Source organism: Bifidobacterium santillanense (assembly GCF_018555385.1).
In the GTDB taxonomy this organism is placed as follows: domain Bacteria; phylum Actinomycetota; class Actinomycetes; order Actinomycetales; family Bifidobacteriaceae; genus Bifidobacterium; species Bifidobacterium santillanense.
This window is the reverse complement of sequence record NZ_JAFEJS010000004.1, coordinates 33,124-49,071: the sequence shown is the minus strand read 5'-3', so window position 1 is coordinate 49,071 and position 15,948 is coordinate 33,124. Positions and strand designations below refer to the sequence as shown.

14 protein-coding genes and 2 pseudogenes are annotated in these 15,948 nt (G+C 65.4%); 10 read left to right on the top strand and 6 right to left on the bottom strand.

The features are described 5' to 3' along the window. Positions 1-164: 164 nt before the first annotated feature. The 5 genes from JS528_RS11780 (at position 165) to JS528_RS05110 (ending at position 5,777) form a co-directional block, all read left to right on the top strand. On the top strand, positions 165-1,172 hold the full coding sequence (locus tag JS528_RS11780) for a carbohydrate ABC transporter permease (RefSeq protein ID WP_214358024.1): 1,008 nt from the start codon (positions 165-167) through the stop codon (positions 1,170-1,172). Position 1,173: 1 nt separating this feature from the next. Further along, on the top strand, positions 1,174-2,061 hold the full coding sequence (locus tag JS528_RS05125) for a carbohydrate ABC transporter permease (protein ID WP_214358023.1): 888 nt from the start codon (positions 1,174-1,176) through the stop codon (positions 2,059-2,061). Positions 2,062-2,134: 73 nt separating this feature from the next. Then, positions 2,135-2,950 carry an alpha/beta fold hydrolase gene (locus tag JS528_RS05120; protein WP_214358022.1) on the top strand — a complete coding sequence of 272 codons (816 nt, stop codon included), beginning with the start codon at positions 2,135-2,137 and terminating at the stop codon, positions 2,948-2,950. 141 nt (positions 2,951-3,091) lie between these two features. Next, positions 3,092-4,228 carry a LacI family DNA-binding transcriptional regulator gene (locus tag JS528_RS05115; protein WP_214358021.1) on the top strand — a complete coding sequence of 379 codons (1,137 nt, stop codon included), beginning with the start codon at positions 3,092-3,094 and terminating at the stop codon, positions 4,226-4,228. Positions 4,229-4,505: 277 nt separating this feature from the next. Further along, positions 4,506-5,777 carry an MFS transporter gene (locus JS528_RS05110; RefSeq protein ID WP_214358020.1) on the top strand — a complete coding sequence of 424 codons (1,272 nt, stop codon included), beginning with the start codon at positions 4,506-4,508 and terminating at the stop codon, positions 5,775-5,777. Between the two features lie 149 nt (positions 5,778-5,926). Here JS528_RS05110 and JS528_RS05105 read toward each other — a convergent pair whose 3' ends face one another. After that, complete coding sequence (locus tag JS528_RS05105) at positions 5,927-6,988, bottom strand: Fic family protein (RefSeq protein ID WP_214358019.1); 1,062 nt, start codon at positions 6,986-6,988, stop codon at positions 5,927-5,929. A gap of 287 nt (positions 6,989-7,275) precedes the next feature. On the opposite strand from JS528_RS05105, the gene JS528_RS05100 reads away from it, so the two are divergent. Then, a complete protein-coding gene (locus JS528_RS05100) occupies positions 7,276-8,403 on the top strand; it encodes an ATP-binding protein (protein WP_214358018.1) in 1,128 nt (375 codons plus the stop codon). A 3-nt stretch (positions 8,404-8,406) separates the two neighbouring features. On the opposite strand, the gene JS528_RS05095 is transcribed toward JS528_RS05100, so the two are convergent. Then, a complete protein-coding gene (locus JS528_RS05095; protein WP_214358017.1) occupies positions 8,407-9,510 on the bottom strand; it encodes a LacI family DNA-binding transcriptional regulator in 1,104 nt (367 codons plus the stop codon). Between the two features lie 107 nt (positions 9,511-9,617). After that, positions 9,618-10,874: an MFS transporter gene (locus tag JS528_RS05090; protein WP_214358016.1), complete on the bottom strand. Its 1,257-nt coding sequence runs from the start codon at positions 10,872-10,874 to the stop codon at positions 9,618-9,620. Positions 10,875-11,158: 284 nt separating this feature from the next. On the opposite strand from JS528_RS05090, the gene JS528_RS11735 reads away from it, so the two are divergent. The 4 genes and pseudogenes from JS528_RS11735 to JS528_RS11870 form a co-directional block, all read left to right on the top strand. Further along, positions 11,159-11,293, top strand: coding sequence for a hypothetical protein (locus JS528_RS11735; protein WP_276312616.1), 135 nt, complete (start codon positions 11,159-11,161; stop codon positions 11,291-11,293). Between the two features lie 279 nt (positions 11,294-11,572). Beyond that, positions 11,573-12,730, top strand: coding sequence for an ATP-binding protein (locus JS528_RS05085; RefSeq protein ID WP_214358015.1), 1,158 nt, complete (start codon positions 11,573-11,575; stop codon positions 12,728-12,730). A gap of 278 nt (positions 12,731-13,008) precedes the next feature. Then, positions 13,009-14,235: an ROK family protein gene (locus tag JS528_RS05080; RefSeq protein ID WP_214358014.1), complete on the top strand. Its 1,227-nt coding sequence runs from the start codon at positions 13,009-13,011 to the stop codon at positions 14,233-14,235. 63 nt (positions 14,236-14,298) lie between these two features. Next, positions 14,299-14,442, top strand: a pseudogene (locus JS528_RS11870) (xylose isomerase); the annotation flags it as partial. Between the two features lie 383 nt (positions 14,443-14,825). Here the strand turns inward: JS528_RS11870 and JS528_RS05075 are convergent. From JS528_RS05075 to JS528_RS11725, 3 genes and pseudogenes are all read right to left on the bottom strand, one after another. After that, a pseudogene (locus JS528_RS05075) lies at positions 14,826-15,035 on the bottom strand (xylulose kinase); the annotation flags it as partial. A gap of 172 nt (positions 15,036-15,207) precedes the next feature. Continuing rightward, entirely contained in the window at positions 15,208-15,336 is a 129-nt protein-coding gene (locus JS528_RS11730; RefSeq protein ID WP_276312615.1) for a hypothetical protein, read from the bottom strand. 144 nt (positions 15,337-15,480) lie between these two features. After that, positions 15,481-15,615: a hypothetical protein gene (locus tag JS528_RS11725; RefSeq protein ID WP_276312614.1), complete on the bottom strand. Its 135-nt coding sequence runs from the start codon at positions 15,613-15,615 to the stop codon at positions 15,481-15,483. Between the last annotated feature and the right edge of the window lie 333 nt (positions 15,616-15,948).

The following is a 15,948-nucleotide window of genomic DNA, read 5'->3' as shown; positions in this document are numbered from 1 at the left end:
CGGCTGGTCCCCGCGCATCCCGCTGCGCATACGTCCCTAGACGGCTCCCCTCCATGTCACGGGGGAGGGGGCCGTCCCGTTCCCGAGCCCGTGATGCTCCGACCGCCGATGGTCCTCGGTGGTCACCTCGTCAATCATCAGCCAATCAAACAATGGAGTTCATCGTGAGTGCAATCAGCGCTTCGGCCAAGACCGCCGCCAGGACGCGCGTCTCGGGCCGTGACCGCCTGGCAGCCCAGGCACCCGCCGATTCCTCGGGAGTGAAGGTCAACGACACTCCCGTCTGGAAGAAGCGGCTCGGATTGAAGGGCGCCCTGTTCGGCCGTCCCTTCTTCGCCCTCTTCCTCTTCTCGTTCATCATCCCGTTCGTCTACGCCATCTGGGAGAGCCTGTTCATCAAGAAGTCCAGCGGGCTCGGCATCGGGACGGCGACCATTTCGTTCGCGGGTCTGTCCCAGTACGCACGCGTCTTCAAGGACGCCGACTTCTGGACCGGCATGGGCCGCACCGCCCTGTTCACCTGCGTGGTGACGCCGCTCATCATGATCTTCGCGCTCGTCGAGGCGCTGCTGCTCGACGCCGCCCGCCGCAGTGCGAAGAAGGCTTACCGCTTCCTGCTGCTCGTGCCGTACATGGTCCCGTCCATCGTCTCCACGCTCGTGTGGGTCTACCTGTACTCCCCGGACATCGGCCCGTTGAAGAAGTTCTTCGCGGTCTTCGGGCTCCAGGTCAACTTCTTCAGCCCGCAGATGCTGTGGGTCTCGATGGCCAACCTGCTCATCTGGATCAACATCGGCTTCAACATGCTGATCCTCTACGGCTCCCTGACCTCCATCGACCCGTCCCTGTACGAGAGCGCCAAGGTCGACGGCGCCGGCGAGTTCCGCATCGCCTGGACCATCAAGATCCCGATGGTCCGCGGCACCCTGCTGCTGACCGGCCTGCTCTCCATGATCGGCATGCTCCAGCTGTTCGACCAGCAGCTGCTGTTCCGCTCCGCGTCCCCCGAGACCGTCACCGCGAACTTCACCCCGATCATGACCATCTACAACTACACGTTCTCCGCCGGCGGCGACTACAACTACGCGGCCGCCCTGTCGGTGGTCCTCGCCATCGTCATCGCGATCCTCTCCGCCATCGTCTACGGCGTGACCAACAGGAAGGGCAAGTGACATGAGCACCGCAGCCATGACCCCCAAGTACGGCGCCAACAAGCCGAAGTCCAAGTGGAGCCGTCCGGGCATCCTCATCGCCCTGGCCGTCTTCACGTTCTACTCGATCGCCCCGCTGTGGTGGCTGGTCGTGTCCGTCACCAAGAGCCGCGTCGAGCTCTACAACACCAACGGCCTGTGGTTCGGCAGGGAGAACCACCTGATCGAGAACTTCCGGCAGCTGTTCATCTACGAGAACGGCATCTTCTTCAAGTGGATGCTCAACTCGATCCTCTACGCGGGCGTGGGCTCCCTGGTGTGCATGGTCATCTCCATCGCCGCCGGCTACTCCCTGAGCAAGTTCCAGTTCCGCGGCAAGGCCATCGAGATGGGCCTCGTCATGTCGTCCTTCCTCGTGCCGACCGCGCTGCTCACCCTGCCGCTCTACCTGCTGTTCTCCGGCCTCCACCTGACCAACACCGTCTGGGCCGTGCTCATCCCGTCCTTCGTCAACGCGTTCGACGTGTATCTCGCCAAGGAGTACATCGACGGCGCGGTGCCGGACGAGCTGCTCGAGGCCGCCCGCGTCGACGGCGCCGGCGAGTTCCACATCTTCCGCAAGATCGTCCTGCCGCTGCTGCCCACGCCGGCCGCGACCATCTTCATCCTCACGTTCGTGCTCCAGTGGAACAACTTCTACCTGCCGATCACGATGCTGCGCGGCGCCGACAAGTGGACCCTGTCCCTCGGCCTCTACAGCTTCATGCAGACCAAGCAGTCCTCGCTGTTCGATCCGACCACGATCGCCCTGGCCGGAGCGGTGCTCTCGATCATCCCGCTGGCCGTGGTCATGATCGCGATGCAGCGCTTCTGGAAGTCCGGCGTCGCACTCGGCGGCGTCAAGGGCTGATCCGTCGGAGGTGGCCGAACAGGCGGCCGGTGGCATGCCGCCGGCCGATTCCATAGAAAGGTAGACAATCATCATGAGTGCTCAGCACGTGTATACGGTTCTGGTCCATGGCTGGGCCGGCTCGCCGCGCGTATGGAACTTCATCCCGTGGCCGGACGACTGGACCGTCCTGCCCTACACCCTGCCCGGTCACGGCGTGCGGAGGGACGAGACCGCGGCCGGCGCCGCGCAGCCGGATGGCTGGGACATCCCGTCCGCCGCCGAGGACCTCGCCGCCTTCATCCGCCTCAACGTGCCGGCGGGGGAGAAGGCCCTCCTCATCGGCCACTCGATGGGCGGCCAGCTCACCCTGTACGTCCACACGCATCATCCGGAGCTCGTCGCCGGCGAGGTCGTGCTCGACCCGGCCCTCGGCGCCGAATCCGCCGAGATCGCGGGCCAGCCCGCCATGCTCGCCAGGCTCAGGGCCGACGCGTACGGCACCATCGAGGACTTCATCCAGGGCGCGTTCTCGAAGTTCACGCCGGACGATGCGCGCGAGGCGGTCGTCGCGGACATCCGCCGCTCGAACGCGAAGGCGCTCGCCGACTACTTCGAATCCGAGTACATGCTGCCCGGGTCGTTCGGCAACCGCGAACCGGCCGTCGCGCTGATGAGGCGGCGCACCAAGCCCGTGCTCGGCATCTACACGACCCCCGCCCGAGCCGACTTCGAGCGCTCCTCCGGCACGAGGGACGTGGAGATCTGGTCCGGCGGCCACGGCCACTTCATGTTCCTCGAGGATCCGGTCCGCTTCGTCGACGAGGTCGTCAGCTGGGCCGTCTGCCGCGGTCTCTACGAGAACGCCGAGGCCGAGCTCAAGCTCGTCTCCACCGCGCTCTCCGCGTGAGTCTCGTCCGGGTGGACGGCCCGATGTTCATTTCAGGGGCGGCTTCGGCCGCCCCTCGTCGTATCCATGTACGATGAAAGCAGTTACAGCACACCCGATATCCGATCGAACGAGCTGTGGTGTGTGGATATGGAGTGTGTCATGACAGCTGTTGAATCCGTCGCCGGGGTCGAATCCGCGGCCGTTCATACCTCCGGCCGCAAGGGACCCGCCAAGACCGCACGCGCCAACATCCGCGACATCGCCGCCGCGGCCGGCGTGTCCGTGGCCACCGTCTCGCGCGTGATGCGCGGCAACGCGAAGGTGTCCGACGAGACGCGCGCGAAGGTCGAACGGGCTGTCAAGGAGCTCGGCTACGTGCCCAACGCGCACGCGAGGGCCCTGACGACCCCGCCCAACTCCGTCACGCTGGTCATGCGCTCGATCACCGGCGGCACCTACAGCGAGATGGCCGGCGCCGTGGCCGACGAGGCGGTGCGCCGCGGCATGACGTTCCGTCTCATCGCCACCGGAGGCGCCCACGTCGACGCCAACGCCGTGCTCACCGACCTGCTCGCGCAGCGTCCGCGCGTGGCCGTCATCGTCGCCGACGACGACGAGGGGTCCATCACGGACGCCGAACTCGGCGGGTACGTCGACCGGTTCGCCTCGATGGGCACCTCGCTGGTCGCCCTCGCCAGACCCCGGCTGGAATTGCCGGACGGCATCGGCGTCGTCGACTACGCCAACGAACAAGGTTCGTACGAGATGGCGAGGTATCTGCTGTCCCTGGGCCACCGCGACATCCTCTACGTCGGGGTGCGCAGGCAATCCCCGGTGTTCATGGCTCGATATCAGGGATTCCTCAGGGCGCTGGACGAGGCCGGCGTCGCGCACGACTTCACGTCCGACCTGCCGTTCGAGGGCGACCGGGACAAGGACGTCGCGGCCATCGTCGCCCGGTGGCGTGCGGGGGAGCGTCCCGTCGCGGAGGGGCGTGGCGGCGAACCCGGTCTCCCGTTCACCGCCGTGATGGGTGTGACCGATGTGGCCGCGCTCGACGCGATCAACGCGCTGCGTTCTCAGGGCATACGCGTGCCGGAGGACGTCTCGGTTGCCGGATTCGACGACATGCCCTTCGCCGGCGACCTCATCGTGCCGTTGACCACCGTGCACGTCCCGTTCGCCGATATGGGCGCCACGGCCGTGCGCATCGGACTCGACGGCACCCGCGACGTGATGATCCCCGCGGAGCCGGTCGTGCGCGCCTCCACGGGTCCGGCTTCATCTCCCATGTGATTTCCTCCGTGCGGCCGTGTTGGCCGCATTTGGCGTAAGCCTTTTCCTTATATCGATAAAGGTTTCGGTCGGTTCTGAGGTGTTGTTGATTGGTAGATTTAAGAAACGCCGGTGATGTAACTAGTTTCTTGTGATATATTCATTTCAAGAAAGCGCTTACCGTAACGAAGTGGAACGGGATGCGCCGACTCGCAAACAACACAAATCAGTATCCCATCGCGGACGGAACACCAAGTCGAGGAACGACGGGACCGTCCGCGAGGCAAAGGAGCGAACCATGAGCGAGCAGGCAGCAACGCCGATTGCGTCGGCGGACCAGACCGCCGTCCAAGGCCCGAAGGACACGGGCAAATTCCCCTGGCGCCCGTCGATGGCGCAGTTCTTCGCCACCATCGGCTGGTACGCGCCGTTCTTCGGCATCTCCGCCGCCCTGCTGCCGGCCAAGCTGGCGCAGGTGGCGCCCGACCAGAAGGCCGACCTGCTGGCGCAGAGCACCACGGTCGCCATGTTCATCGCGATCTTCGCGGGCATCATCTTCGGCGCCCTGTCCGATATGACCCGCACCCGCTGGGGCGGCCGTTCGCCGTGGGTCATCCTCGGCGCAATCTTCGGCACCATCGGCCTGCTCGTTTTCGCGCTGAGTGGCAACATCGTCGTCGTCATGTGCGCGTGGTTCTTCTACGTGATCTGCTACAACGCGATCATGTCCGCCGGCATGGCGTGGATGCCTGACCTCATCCCGGTCAAGTACCGCGGCTCCGCCTCCGCCATCTTCGGCGTCGCCACCCAGATCGGCCTCAACGGCGCGCAGTCCCTCGGTTCGCTGTTCATCACCAACGTGCCCACCGGCGTGTTCATCCTGCTCGTCATCTCCGACGTCCTGCTGTTCATTGCCGTCGTCGTGTGCAGGGAGCCGTCCAACCTCGGCAAGCCGCGCGGCAGGTTCGACGTCTCCAAGTTCAGGGACTTCCTGCCCCCGATGCATGCCGGCCGCGACTACTGGTTCGCCGCCTTCGCCCGCTTCATGTTCATGATGCCCGGCGGCATCGGCACCTACCGTCTGTTCACGCTGACCGACTACATGCACCAGTCCGACGCCGACGCCGCGAAGTGGATGAGCTTCATGGCCCTCCTGAACCTCATCCTCGCGGTCATCTCCGCCGCCATCGCCGGCCCGCTTGCGGACTTCTTCAAGACCATCAAGATTCCGTGCGCCCTGGCCGTGTTCGCCGTCGGCATCCCGTGCTGGCTGCCGTTCTTCATCCCGAACCCGCTGATGTATACGATCTACGTCGCGTTCTCCGGCCTCGGCGGTGGCATCTTCATCTCCCTCGACCAGGCGCTGATGACCTCCGTGCTGCCGAACAACGAGAACGCCGCCAAGGACCTCGCGTTCCTCAACGCCGCCGGCACCGTCGGCCAGCTGCTCGCCCCGCTGCTCGCCTTCGCCGTGCTCAAGGCGTTCGGCTACGCCGGCCTGTTCCCGATGGGCTTCATCGTCCTGACCCTCGCCGCCGTCTCCATCTTCGGCATCAAGAGGATCAAGTAGCGTCCGTCGTCTTCGTCGTCCGGCTTCATCGACGCTGGACGAGAACCCATGATTAAGAAGGCCCATACCCCGCGCGAATGGCTTGCGGGGTATGGGCCTCGTTTCTATTTGTTCTATTTTCCGCCGCGCCCAACCCTCGGCTGGGGCGGTCAGCGTCTTCTGACGTATCGGGTGCTTCGGCCTGCGCCGATCTTGACGATGGTGCCGTCGTCCTGCAGGGCCCTGAGCGTGCGCTCGACGGTGGTGGCGCTGATGTCGGGCAGTCTGGCGAGGATGTCCGCCTTGGACATCGGCGAGAGCGTGTCGTCGAACAGGGCGGCGATGCGCTCCGTCTTGGTCGGTCTTTTCCCATCGGGCGACGTGGTGACGGCCGCGATCCGCGCATCGAACTCGCGGTATGCGGCGAGGATCACGCCGAGCAGGTAGTTCGCGAACGGTGCGTAGTCGTTCCCGCCCTCGTTCCATCCGACGGTGCTCGCCGCCAGGGCCTCGTAGTAGGTGTCCTTGCTCCGTTCGATGAGATGCTCCAGACTGATGTACTTGCCGACCTGGTAGCCGTTGCGGTAGAGCAGCAGCAGGGTCAGCAGCCGGCGCATGCGTCCGTTGCCGTCGTTGAACGGGTGGATGCAGGTGAAGTCGAGCACGAACATGGCGATGGCGAGCAGGGAATCGGTATATCCGTCATGGATGGCGTCGGCATAGGCGTCGCAGATGCGTCCCATCAGTTCCGGCGTGGCCAACGCGGAGGGCGGCGCGAACCGGACGTGGTTGTCTCCGTTCGCATCGCGTTCCATGATGACGTTGTCCGTGTCCTTGAACCGTCCGCCGAAGGTCAGCGGGGTGTGCCGGAACAGGTCGCGATGCAGTTGGAGGATGACGTTCGGAGTGGGTGGGATGTAGTCGTGGCTCTCATGGATGACCGCGAGCACGTCGCGGTAGCCGGCGATCTCCTCCTCGGCGCGGTTGCGCGGGGCCACCTTCTCCGCGACGATTGCATCGAGCCGCTTGTCGCTGGTGGCGATGCCCTCGATGCGGTTGGAGGTGTCGATGCTCTGCACGCGCGCCACCGCGCTCAATGTCGTGAGAATATCCGGGCGTATCGATGCCTGCGTGCTCTGACGCCCCCTGGCTTCATGGATGGCCGTGAGCAGGCTGGTCGTTCGCGGCGTCAGCAGATCTCGCGCCGATGCGATGTAGTCGAAGCGCTTCATCGTGTCTTGCCTTGTTTCTGCATCATCGTCATGTTTTCTGCATCATATGCTATCAAATGATGCAGAAAACATGACGATGATGCAGAAACGCCCGGACTTCGGTCCCCGCCGCGCCGCGAAACATGATACTGAGCATGTTCTATTTGTTCTATTTCATGCATTAAGATCGGCTCTTAACCTTGTAAAAAGCGGCATTGGCCCTAGCCATTAGTTTGTTCTATAGATTTTCTATTCGTTCTATAATCAGAGAACAGTCTCGTTGTCGCGCCATGAGGGAGGGAGCCGCAATGTCGTTTCCGGCGAATCCGTTCAAGCCGACCGCCGGCGTCATGCCGCCGGTGCTGATTGGCCGTGAGTCCGTCAGCCTTGATTTCCGGGAGGGGCTGGATGACGGTCCGGGAGCCCCCGATCGTCTGATGCTCATCACCGGGCCGCGTGGCAGCGGCAAGACGGTGATGCTCACCGAGCTCGGCATGATCGCACGCAGCCGTCGTTGGGAGGTCATCGATGAGACCGCCTCCGACGGCCTATGCGACAGACTCATCGCCCGCATCGCTCCCGAACCGAGCAGAATCGCAGGCGCGACCATCAAACCATCGGTGATGGGCGTCTCCCTCGGAGAGTTCGGCATCGTCCCGGCGCTTCGTCCATCAACGTTGCGCGATGCGATGACCGCGCGGTTGCGGACCTTGGGCAAAGGTCGTGGGTTGCTGATCACCATCGACGAGACCCAGGACGCCTCGTTGGAGGATATGACCGCCATAGCGATCGCGGCCCAGCACATGCTGCGCGATAACGCCGACGTGGCGTTCGTCTTCGCCGGCCTGCCATCCCTGGTCTCCGACCTGCTCAACGCCAAGGTGCTCACCTTCCTGCGTCGTGCGTCCATCAAGGAACTCGGCGATGTACCGCTTGACGACGTCCGCAGGGCGCTCGCGGATACGATTCGCGGTGCCGGCGTCGCCATCAATGACGAGGCGCTCGACCTGGCGACGCGAGCCACGGGCGGCTACCCGTACATGATCCAGCTCGTCGGCTACAGCATCTGGCGCCGGGCCAGACGCAGGGAGTCGACGGACGGCCATGCGCACGGCAACGCGATTCTGACCGATGACGTGAAGGCCGGCGTGGAGCAGGCCCGTGCGAAACTCGGTGAGGGCGTATGCGCTCCGGTCGTCAAACAGCTGTCCGGCAGGGCGGTCGACTACCTGCGCGCGATGGCCCTCGATGATGGTCCCTCATCGTCTTCCGATGTGGCCGCGCGCATGCACGAGAGCATGGATTACGCCAACATCTACCGGCAGCGGCTGCTGGACAAGCACGTCATCGTGGCTCCGGCCCGTGGTCGAGTCGACTTCGCCATTCCGTTCCTGCGCGAGTATCTGCGTTCCACGGCTGCCGACCCGAATCGGTGACCGTCATACCGCCGTCGGGGCGATCGACTCGCGCGCGACGAACTCCACCGGGAAGACGGGGTGGATGGTCCGGCCGCCGCAATCGTTGGAATCGTCGCTGCCCGTCGTCGGCGCGTCCAGCGCAAGGGCGGCGGCGCGCTCGCCGATCCGCTCGTACGGGACGCGCACGCTGCTCAGACGGGGCAGCAGCGCGTCGTCGCCGGACAGGTCGTCGAATCCGGTGACCGACAGGTCCTCGGGGATGCGCAGTCCGAGGGACCGCGCCGCCGAATACACGCGATAGGCAGCGAAATCGGTGACGCACACGACCGCCGTCGGGCGTCTTCCGTCCGGCATCGTCAGTAGACGTCCCACCGCGGCGTCCAGCGCCGCCCCGCGGTTGTCCGAGTGTGTCACCAGCGCCGAGCGCGGGTCGGCGTACAGTCCCGCGGAGGCGAGCGCGTCGCGGAATCCCGCGAACCGTTCGCGTGCGGTCGAACGCTCGTCGTAGCCGAGAAAGGCGATGCGTCGGTGTCCTGCTTGAAGCAGCGCCTCGGTCGCGCGCCGCGCCCCGTCGCGCTGCTCGTAGGCGACGGTCGGGATGTCGTCGAGACCGGGGATCCGGGGACTGCCGCACATCACCAGCCGCGCGCCGACCGAGGCGAGCAGGTCCCGGCAGGCGGCGAGATGCGTGCGGTACTCGGGGCTCGTCGTGCGCGAGCCGACCAGCAGGACGCCCGCCACGCGCTGACGGGCGAGCAGGGCGATCGTCTCCCATTCGGCGGCCATGTCCTCGTGCGCGGAGTTCGTCAGCAGCACGGCGTGGTTCTCCCGGGCGACGTCGTCGACGCCGTAGGCGATGCGCGCGAACGGTTCGCCGAGGAACGCGTTCGTGATGAACGCCAACGTGCGCATGCCGCCGCCCGCCATCGACTGGGCGAGGCCGTTGGCCACGTAGTTGAGCCTCCGGGCCGTTCTGAGGACCCTGGCGCGGGTCTCGGCGCCGATCATCGTGTTGCCGGCGAGCGCGCGCGAGGCGGTGGAGACGGAGACGCCGGCGGCCTTCGCCACGTCCTTGAGGGTGACGCCGCCGCGGCCGTGCGGTCCTGGGGTGGGGATGCCGGTCATATCGCTCCTGTTTGGTGGTGGTGCGGATACGGGAAAACCCGGGGCGTGCTGCCGAAGCCGCGCGTCCCGGGCGGAGAGGAGGAGGTAAGGAGAAGAAGGGGGGTGGATTACTTCACGCGCTTGACGCCGAAGATGGAGACGGCGGCGAGCGAGAGGATGATGAAGCCCATCGGGAACAGGCCCTGGTAGCCGAAGAATCCGATGACCGCGGCCGCGATGAGCGGGGCGAGCATCTGGCCGATGGTGCCGGCCACGTTGAGGAACGCGAGGTCCTTCGCGGCCTCCTTCTGGTTCGGCAGCACGGAGGTCATCAGCGCCTGGTCGAGGGCGACGAAGATGCCGCCGCCGAGGCCGGAGAGCATGACGTAGATCGTGTACATGAGCGGCGTCGGGATGAAGAACGGCAGCCAGCAGGGAAGTCCCACGAGGAACACGGCGATGACGCACGGGATCTTGATGGTGTGGAACTTGTCGGCGATCGGGCCGGAGATGGCGGCGGCGACGAGCGCGAGGATCAGGCTCAGCAGGGCCATGAGGCTCATCCAGCCGGCGGCCTCGACCTTGGAGACGTGCATGTAGTCGGTCAGGGTGTACAGGCGGTAGGTGCCGATGCCGCCGGGCATCATGTACATCATGCGGGCGAACGCGGCGAACCAGTAGTCGCGGCCGGCGTGGCGCGGCGGCATGAACTTCTTGAATCCGGCGAGGGTGAACTTCTCGCGCGGCACGTCCTTGTTGGACGGCTCCTTGCAGATGATCACGGCGGCGATCAGGCACACGTCGGCGACGATGAGGAGGATGAACACGCCGAGCGGCACGTTGGTGATGAACAGGGAGGCGAGCGACTGCGCGCCGTTGAGGCCGATCTCGGTGGCGACGCCGAACATGGCGGACGCCGAGCCGCGGTACTTGACCGGGATCAGGTCGGGCATCCAGGCCATGCCGGCGGCCATGATCGCGTTGTACCAGGCGACGTAGAGGAACCACGCGCCCATCGCGACGACGGTGTTGTTCGACAGGGCGAAGACGATCAGGCAGATCGTCGCGGCGATGCCGCCGCCGACGACCCACGGGGAGCGGGCGCCGAAGCGCGAGCGGGTCATGTCGGACAGGGCGCCGAAGATGACGCCGGCGAAGATGGCGATGACCATCGTGACGGTGGTGGCGCTGGCGACCAGGCTCACCTTCTGGGCCGGGTCGATCATCTCGATCTTGGCCGGCAGCAGGATGGCGCTGATGCCGAAGAACGGCGCGTACCAGCCGATGGTGCCGAAGAACTGGCCGATGGACGCGCGCCACGGGAACCTGCCCGTGTCCTTGGGGGCGAAGACCGCGGGGTCCTTGCCGTCGATTGCGATGCTCATGTTGCTGTTGCTCCTTTGCGGGTGCACTTCATTGTTAGGCGTCGTACCACGCGGCGCCTCCGGGTGGATGGCGGCCAACTTCGCCGTTTCGCCGTGGCTCGCGTCGCTGTGGTGTAACTGGTTCCACAGGATACTGTTGCGCGACTCTGTTTGCAAGCGCTTACCACCGGCGTGCCGCAACCGTTTGCGTGAAATAAGTCCTTGAATGGTGCTGATTTCCTGTTCTTTGCGGATTGCATTATGGGAAATTATTTATCGATACTACGGAAACGCTTGCTGAAAGCGTGAAAGACACATGGAGACAGAGGGAGGGGATATCCGCGATTGGCGAGTTCGGCTACCGCGGCCTGTTCCCGATGGGCTTCATCGTCCTGACCGCCGCCGCCGTCTGCGTCTTCTTCATCAAGAAGGTGAAGTGACGCCGGTTCCGGCCATCGTCCCCGGCTCCATCCCGCGGACGCCGGCCGGAACCATCCGCATCGTCTGACTTTTCTCTACTTCTTTTCCTTCTCCTCCGTAGGGTGAGGCCGTGCTGACCGCCATCGGTTCGCACAGCCTCGCCCTTTCCCGTATGCGCCAATGCCCCTCTAACTTTTATATTCTTTTATAATGTTTTATAATTCTTTTCATTCTTTATAGTCGAGATACGAGCGGAACCGAATCCCCGATCGATGCGGATTCGGTGAGAGGAGTCGGATATGGTGGCGAGAACGGCGAATCCATTCAAACCGACTGCTGGACGTATGCCTCCGCTGTTGATCGGGCGCGACGGCGTCGTCGAGGATTTCGAGGAGGGGCTGGACGACGGTCCCGGCGCTCCCGGCCGTCTCATGCGAGTCACCGGCGCCCGTGGGGTCGGCAAGACCGTCATTCTCACGGAATTCGGTCGTATCGCCAAAGCGCGCAAATGGGAGGTCGTCGACGAAACCGCCTCGGATGGTCTGTCGCAACGCCTGCTGGACAGGCTTGCTCCGGATGGCCCCACCATGAGCCTTTCGCTCAAGCCGTCCGTTTCGCTCGCCGGCCTTGGCGGTGTGTCATTGGGCGAGGCGAGCGTGTCCTCACGGCGAATGCCGCTGACATTGCGCGAGGCGATGGGAAGGCGTCTTGATGCGCTGGAGAGGCGCAAGGCGGGACTGTTGGTCACCATCGACGAGGCGCAGGCGGCGGATCGCGACGACATGGTCGCCATCGCCACGGCGGTGCAGCATCTCATCCGCGAGGAACGGAATGTTGCATTCGTGTTCGCGGGGTTGCCGACGATCGCGTCGAAATGGCTCAACGACGAGGTGCTGACCTTCCTGCGTCGCGCCCAGGCCGAGCGACTTGGGGACATTCCGCTCGACGAGGTGGAGGATGCCTTCGTGGACACGTTCGACGGGTCCGGCATGTCCATCGGTGGCGAGGCGTTGCGCAAGGCGGTCGAGGCGACCCAAGGGTATCCGTTCATGATCCAACTGGTGGGTTATCACATCTGGCGCATCGCATACCGCAGACAACGAGGGAGCGGTACGGGCGGTCATATGGAGGTCGGCGATGCCGATGCCGATGCCGGTGTGGCGAACGCGCTCGACCGTCTCGGCGACGCGGTGCATGGGCCGGAGCTGGATGGTCTGTCGCCGATCGACAAGACCTATCTGTTGGCGATGGCGCAGGATGATGGTCCATCGTCCACGTCCGCGGTGGCCGAGCGTATGGGCAAGGATGTCGCCTATGCGAACGTCTATCGCACGCGTCTGATTGACGCGCAGGTCATCAGGGACGTGGGCTACGGCAAAGTCGATTTCGCGATCCCGTATCTGCGCCGCTATCTGCGGGAGCACGCCGCCTGCATCCGCATGAATGCGGCGAGATGATGTTCGTCGACGATGCTGATGGGGGCGATTCTTTCGGCTCGATTCCTACGTGAGGATGCGGTCGATGAAGAGCCGCCACTCGGCGACGAGATTCACGTGCTCCGGATCGTGCAGCCAGCGCAGCCGTTCATCGCGGCGAACGCCTCTCGGGCCGCGCGCTCGGGGGGCCGCGCCGTCGTTGGCCGCGGCACTTCGTCAATCGCCTTTACAATCGGGGAGAGATGTTCATCGCGGCGGGACTCGGGAATCCGCCGCGAGACGAAAAAGGGAGGTGCGTCATGCCGGTGGCCAGAAGGATCAACCAGGACGATCTGCGCAACCACAACATGGCGGTCGTGCTCTCGGCGATGGCCCGCTCGCGCGAGCCGATGAGCCGCGCCGACCTCGCCAAGGAGACCGGCCTGACCAAGGCGACGATCACGCTGCTCGTCGACATCCTCCTGAAGAACCACGTGATCCGGCAGCTCGAACCGGCCGTCGGCGCCGCGTACGGCCGCCCGTCGACGCCGCTCGCGTTCGCGTCGGGGCGCTGGTGCGGGCTCGGCATGCAGATCAACACCGACGGCTTCGGCTACGTCGCGCTCGACCTGACCGGCGACGTCGTCGACTCCGGATGGCGCGAGCGCACGATGGACGGCACGGCCCCCGACGACGTCTTCGGCGAGCTCGACCGCATGGTGCGGCCCGCCGAGGAGCGGCTCGCCGCGCGCGGCTACACGGTCGCCGGTGCCGAACTCGCCCTGCCCGGCCTCGTGACCAACGGCAACACGCTGCTCGCCGCGCGCAACCTCGGCTGGAGGGACGTCTCCCTCGACCGGTACGACGTGTTCTCCCGCCTCGGCGCGAACGCGGAGAACGAGGCGACCCTCGCCGCCATCGCGCAGATCCCTGGCTACGCCGCGCAGCGCGACGACGGCGACTGGCCGCTCGGGCCCGCCGACTCGTTCGTCTACGTCTCCACCGACATCGGCATCGGCGGCGCGTACGTGCGCGAGGGGCAGGTCGTCCGGGGCGACCACGGGTTCGCCGGCGAGATCGGCCACGTGTGCGTCGACATGCAGGGCGCGCGGTGCCGCTGCGGTCGCCACGGCTGCCTCGAGATGTACGCCGGGCGTCGCGCGCTGATGGTCGAGTCGGGGCTCGCCGATGAGTGCGACGCCACGGACACCGCGCTCACGCCGCGGCTGATCGAGGCGTGGCGCGACGGAGACGCCGAGACGGCACTCGCGGTCGAACGGGCGACCGCCGCGCTGGCCTCGGCGCTGACGAGCGTGGTGAACATCGTCGATGTGGAGCGCATCGTCATCGGCGGGCTGCTCGCCGAATTCGGCGACGCGATGGTCGAGGGGCTGCGCGAGCGCATACAGTCGCAGATCCTGGCGCGCGAGAGCGTCCATGTGCGCGTGCTGCGGGCGCCCGTCACCGACCATCCGGCGCTGCGCGGCGCCGCGGTGATGGGCCTGAGCCGCCTGATGCGCGGGCCGCTGCCGTTCATGACGGTCTGACGGCGATGCGATGGCCGCCATCCGGGGATACCGTTCCTGCCGGTCCGGTTTGGCGGGGTCTCCGGCGCCGCCACCCTCGCCAGCCTCGAGGCCTACTCGCTCGACAAGCCGCAGGCCGAACTCATCGCCGCCACCAGGTCCGACCACCTCGAGTCCGTCAAGGCGACGATCAACAACTACATCGTCGACGCCCTCGCCGAGGCGTGACCTCGGCACCCGGATCCGTCATTTACGGTGACGGTCGGGGGCGTCGGTCCGGTCCCCGACCCGTTTCCTTCCATCATGGGCGATCCCGCCCGCGGCACTCGTCATCCGCGGACGGGATTTCCCGTATGTGCGTACGTTCCCCGTGGCCTCCATGGCACAGACCCCATATTCCGTACGCCGGGCCCGTCCTGGCGTACGTCGCCGGTGGCCATCCTCGTCGAACCCCCGGTTTTCGTATGCTGACCGGCACCCAGCATACGAAAACCGGGGGTTGGTCCGTTCAAACCACGGAAACCGTACTGTGACAACGAATGGGCGTACGTTCCCCGTGGCCTCATCGTCCGTGGCCACGGGGAACGTACGCCCATGGTGATGTTGGAACGTCAGCCCCGGTATCGGCGGTACTGCTCGTAGACCTCCGGGGTCGGATCGCCGGTCAGCGTCTCCTCGATGACGAGGGGCCACGCCGGCGGCTCCGCCTCGCCGGAGAGCACCCAGGCCGCCTGACGGGCCGCGCCGATCGCCACGTACTCGTCGGTCGCCGGCAGCTCCACGTCCATGCCGAGGATGCCGGGCGCATAGGTGCGCACGGCCGCTCACGGTACATGAGCGGCGATGGCGAAGGGGGTGCGGTGCTCGCGGGAAAATCGGGATGCCGTTGCGGATGAGCCGTGAGGCAACGAAAAACGGGACCCCGCGGAGGTTATCCGCGAAGTACCGTGCGATGCAGATGCCGAGATCGGTGAGTGTGACTCATCCGATCGTTCAGCGGGTGAGCTTGTCGGCGTCGTTGATGATGTCGGCCATCACCTTGGAGTTGGCGTAACCGTTCTGAGCCATCGCGTTGACACCGTACATGGCCAGACCGCGCATCATGGAATCCTTGAACGACATAATGAACTTCCTTTCGGTATGACGGGCGTGCCCGTCGACGTTTGTTGTGTTGGATTATCGGGTGGGAGCGGCGATTCGTCGGGCCGCGTCCCTCAGTCGGCGGGGGAGAGCGCTACGCTCCATCGACCCCGCGAAGAGTCAAATTCAGCGGGCGGACTCGTCGGAACGAGCGTCGTTGATGATGTCGAGCATCACCTTGGAGTTGGCGTAACCGCTCTTGGCCATCGAGCTGGCACCGTACATAGCGAGACCGCGCAGCATGGAATCCTTGAACGACATGGTATGTCCTTTCGTTGCTCAAAGCCTTGCGACTTCGATTTGTTATCTTGGCTTCTTTCTGAAACCGATTTCATAGTAACGCGCATGAGTGACGTGCGCAAGAGGAAATCACGCGTTCGGCGTTTCTTCCCTCGGTCTGAAACCGATTTTGATCCGACGTGCATCGAACCGGTTCGATAGTAGCACGCGGATATTGCCCGGGCCGCGGGCGGGCCACCGTCCGCGTGTCCGACGGGCGACGTGGAGGGTTGCGGAAGGCCCGGTATTCCGCCGTTCTCGGGGGCCCGCACCGCCGCGCGCCCGCGTGCGGTCGACCCGGCGTGTCGCTCCGGG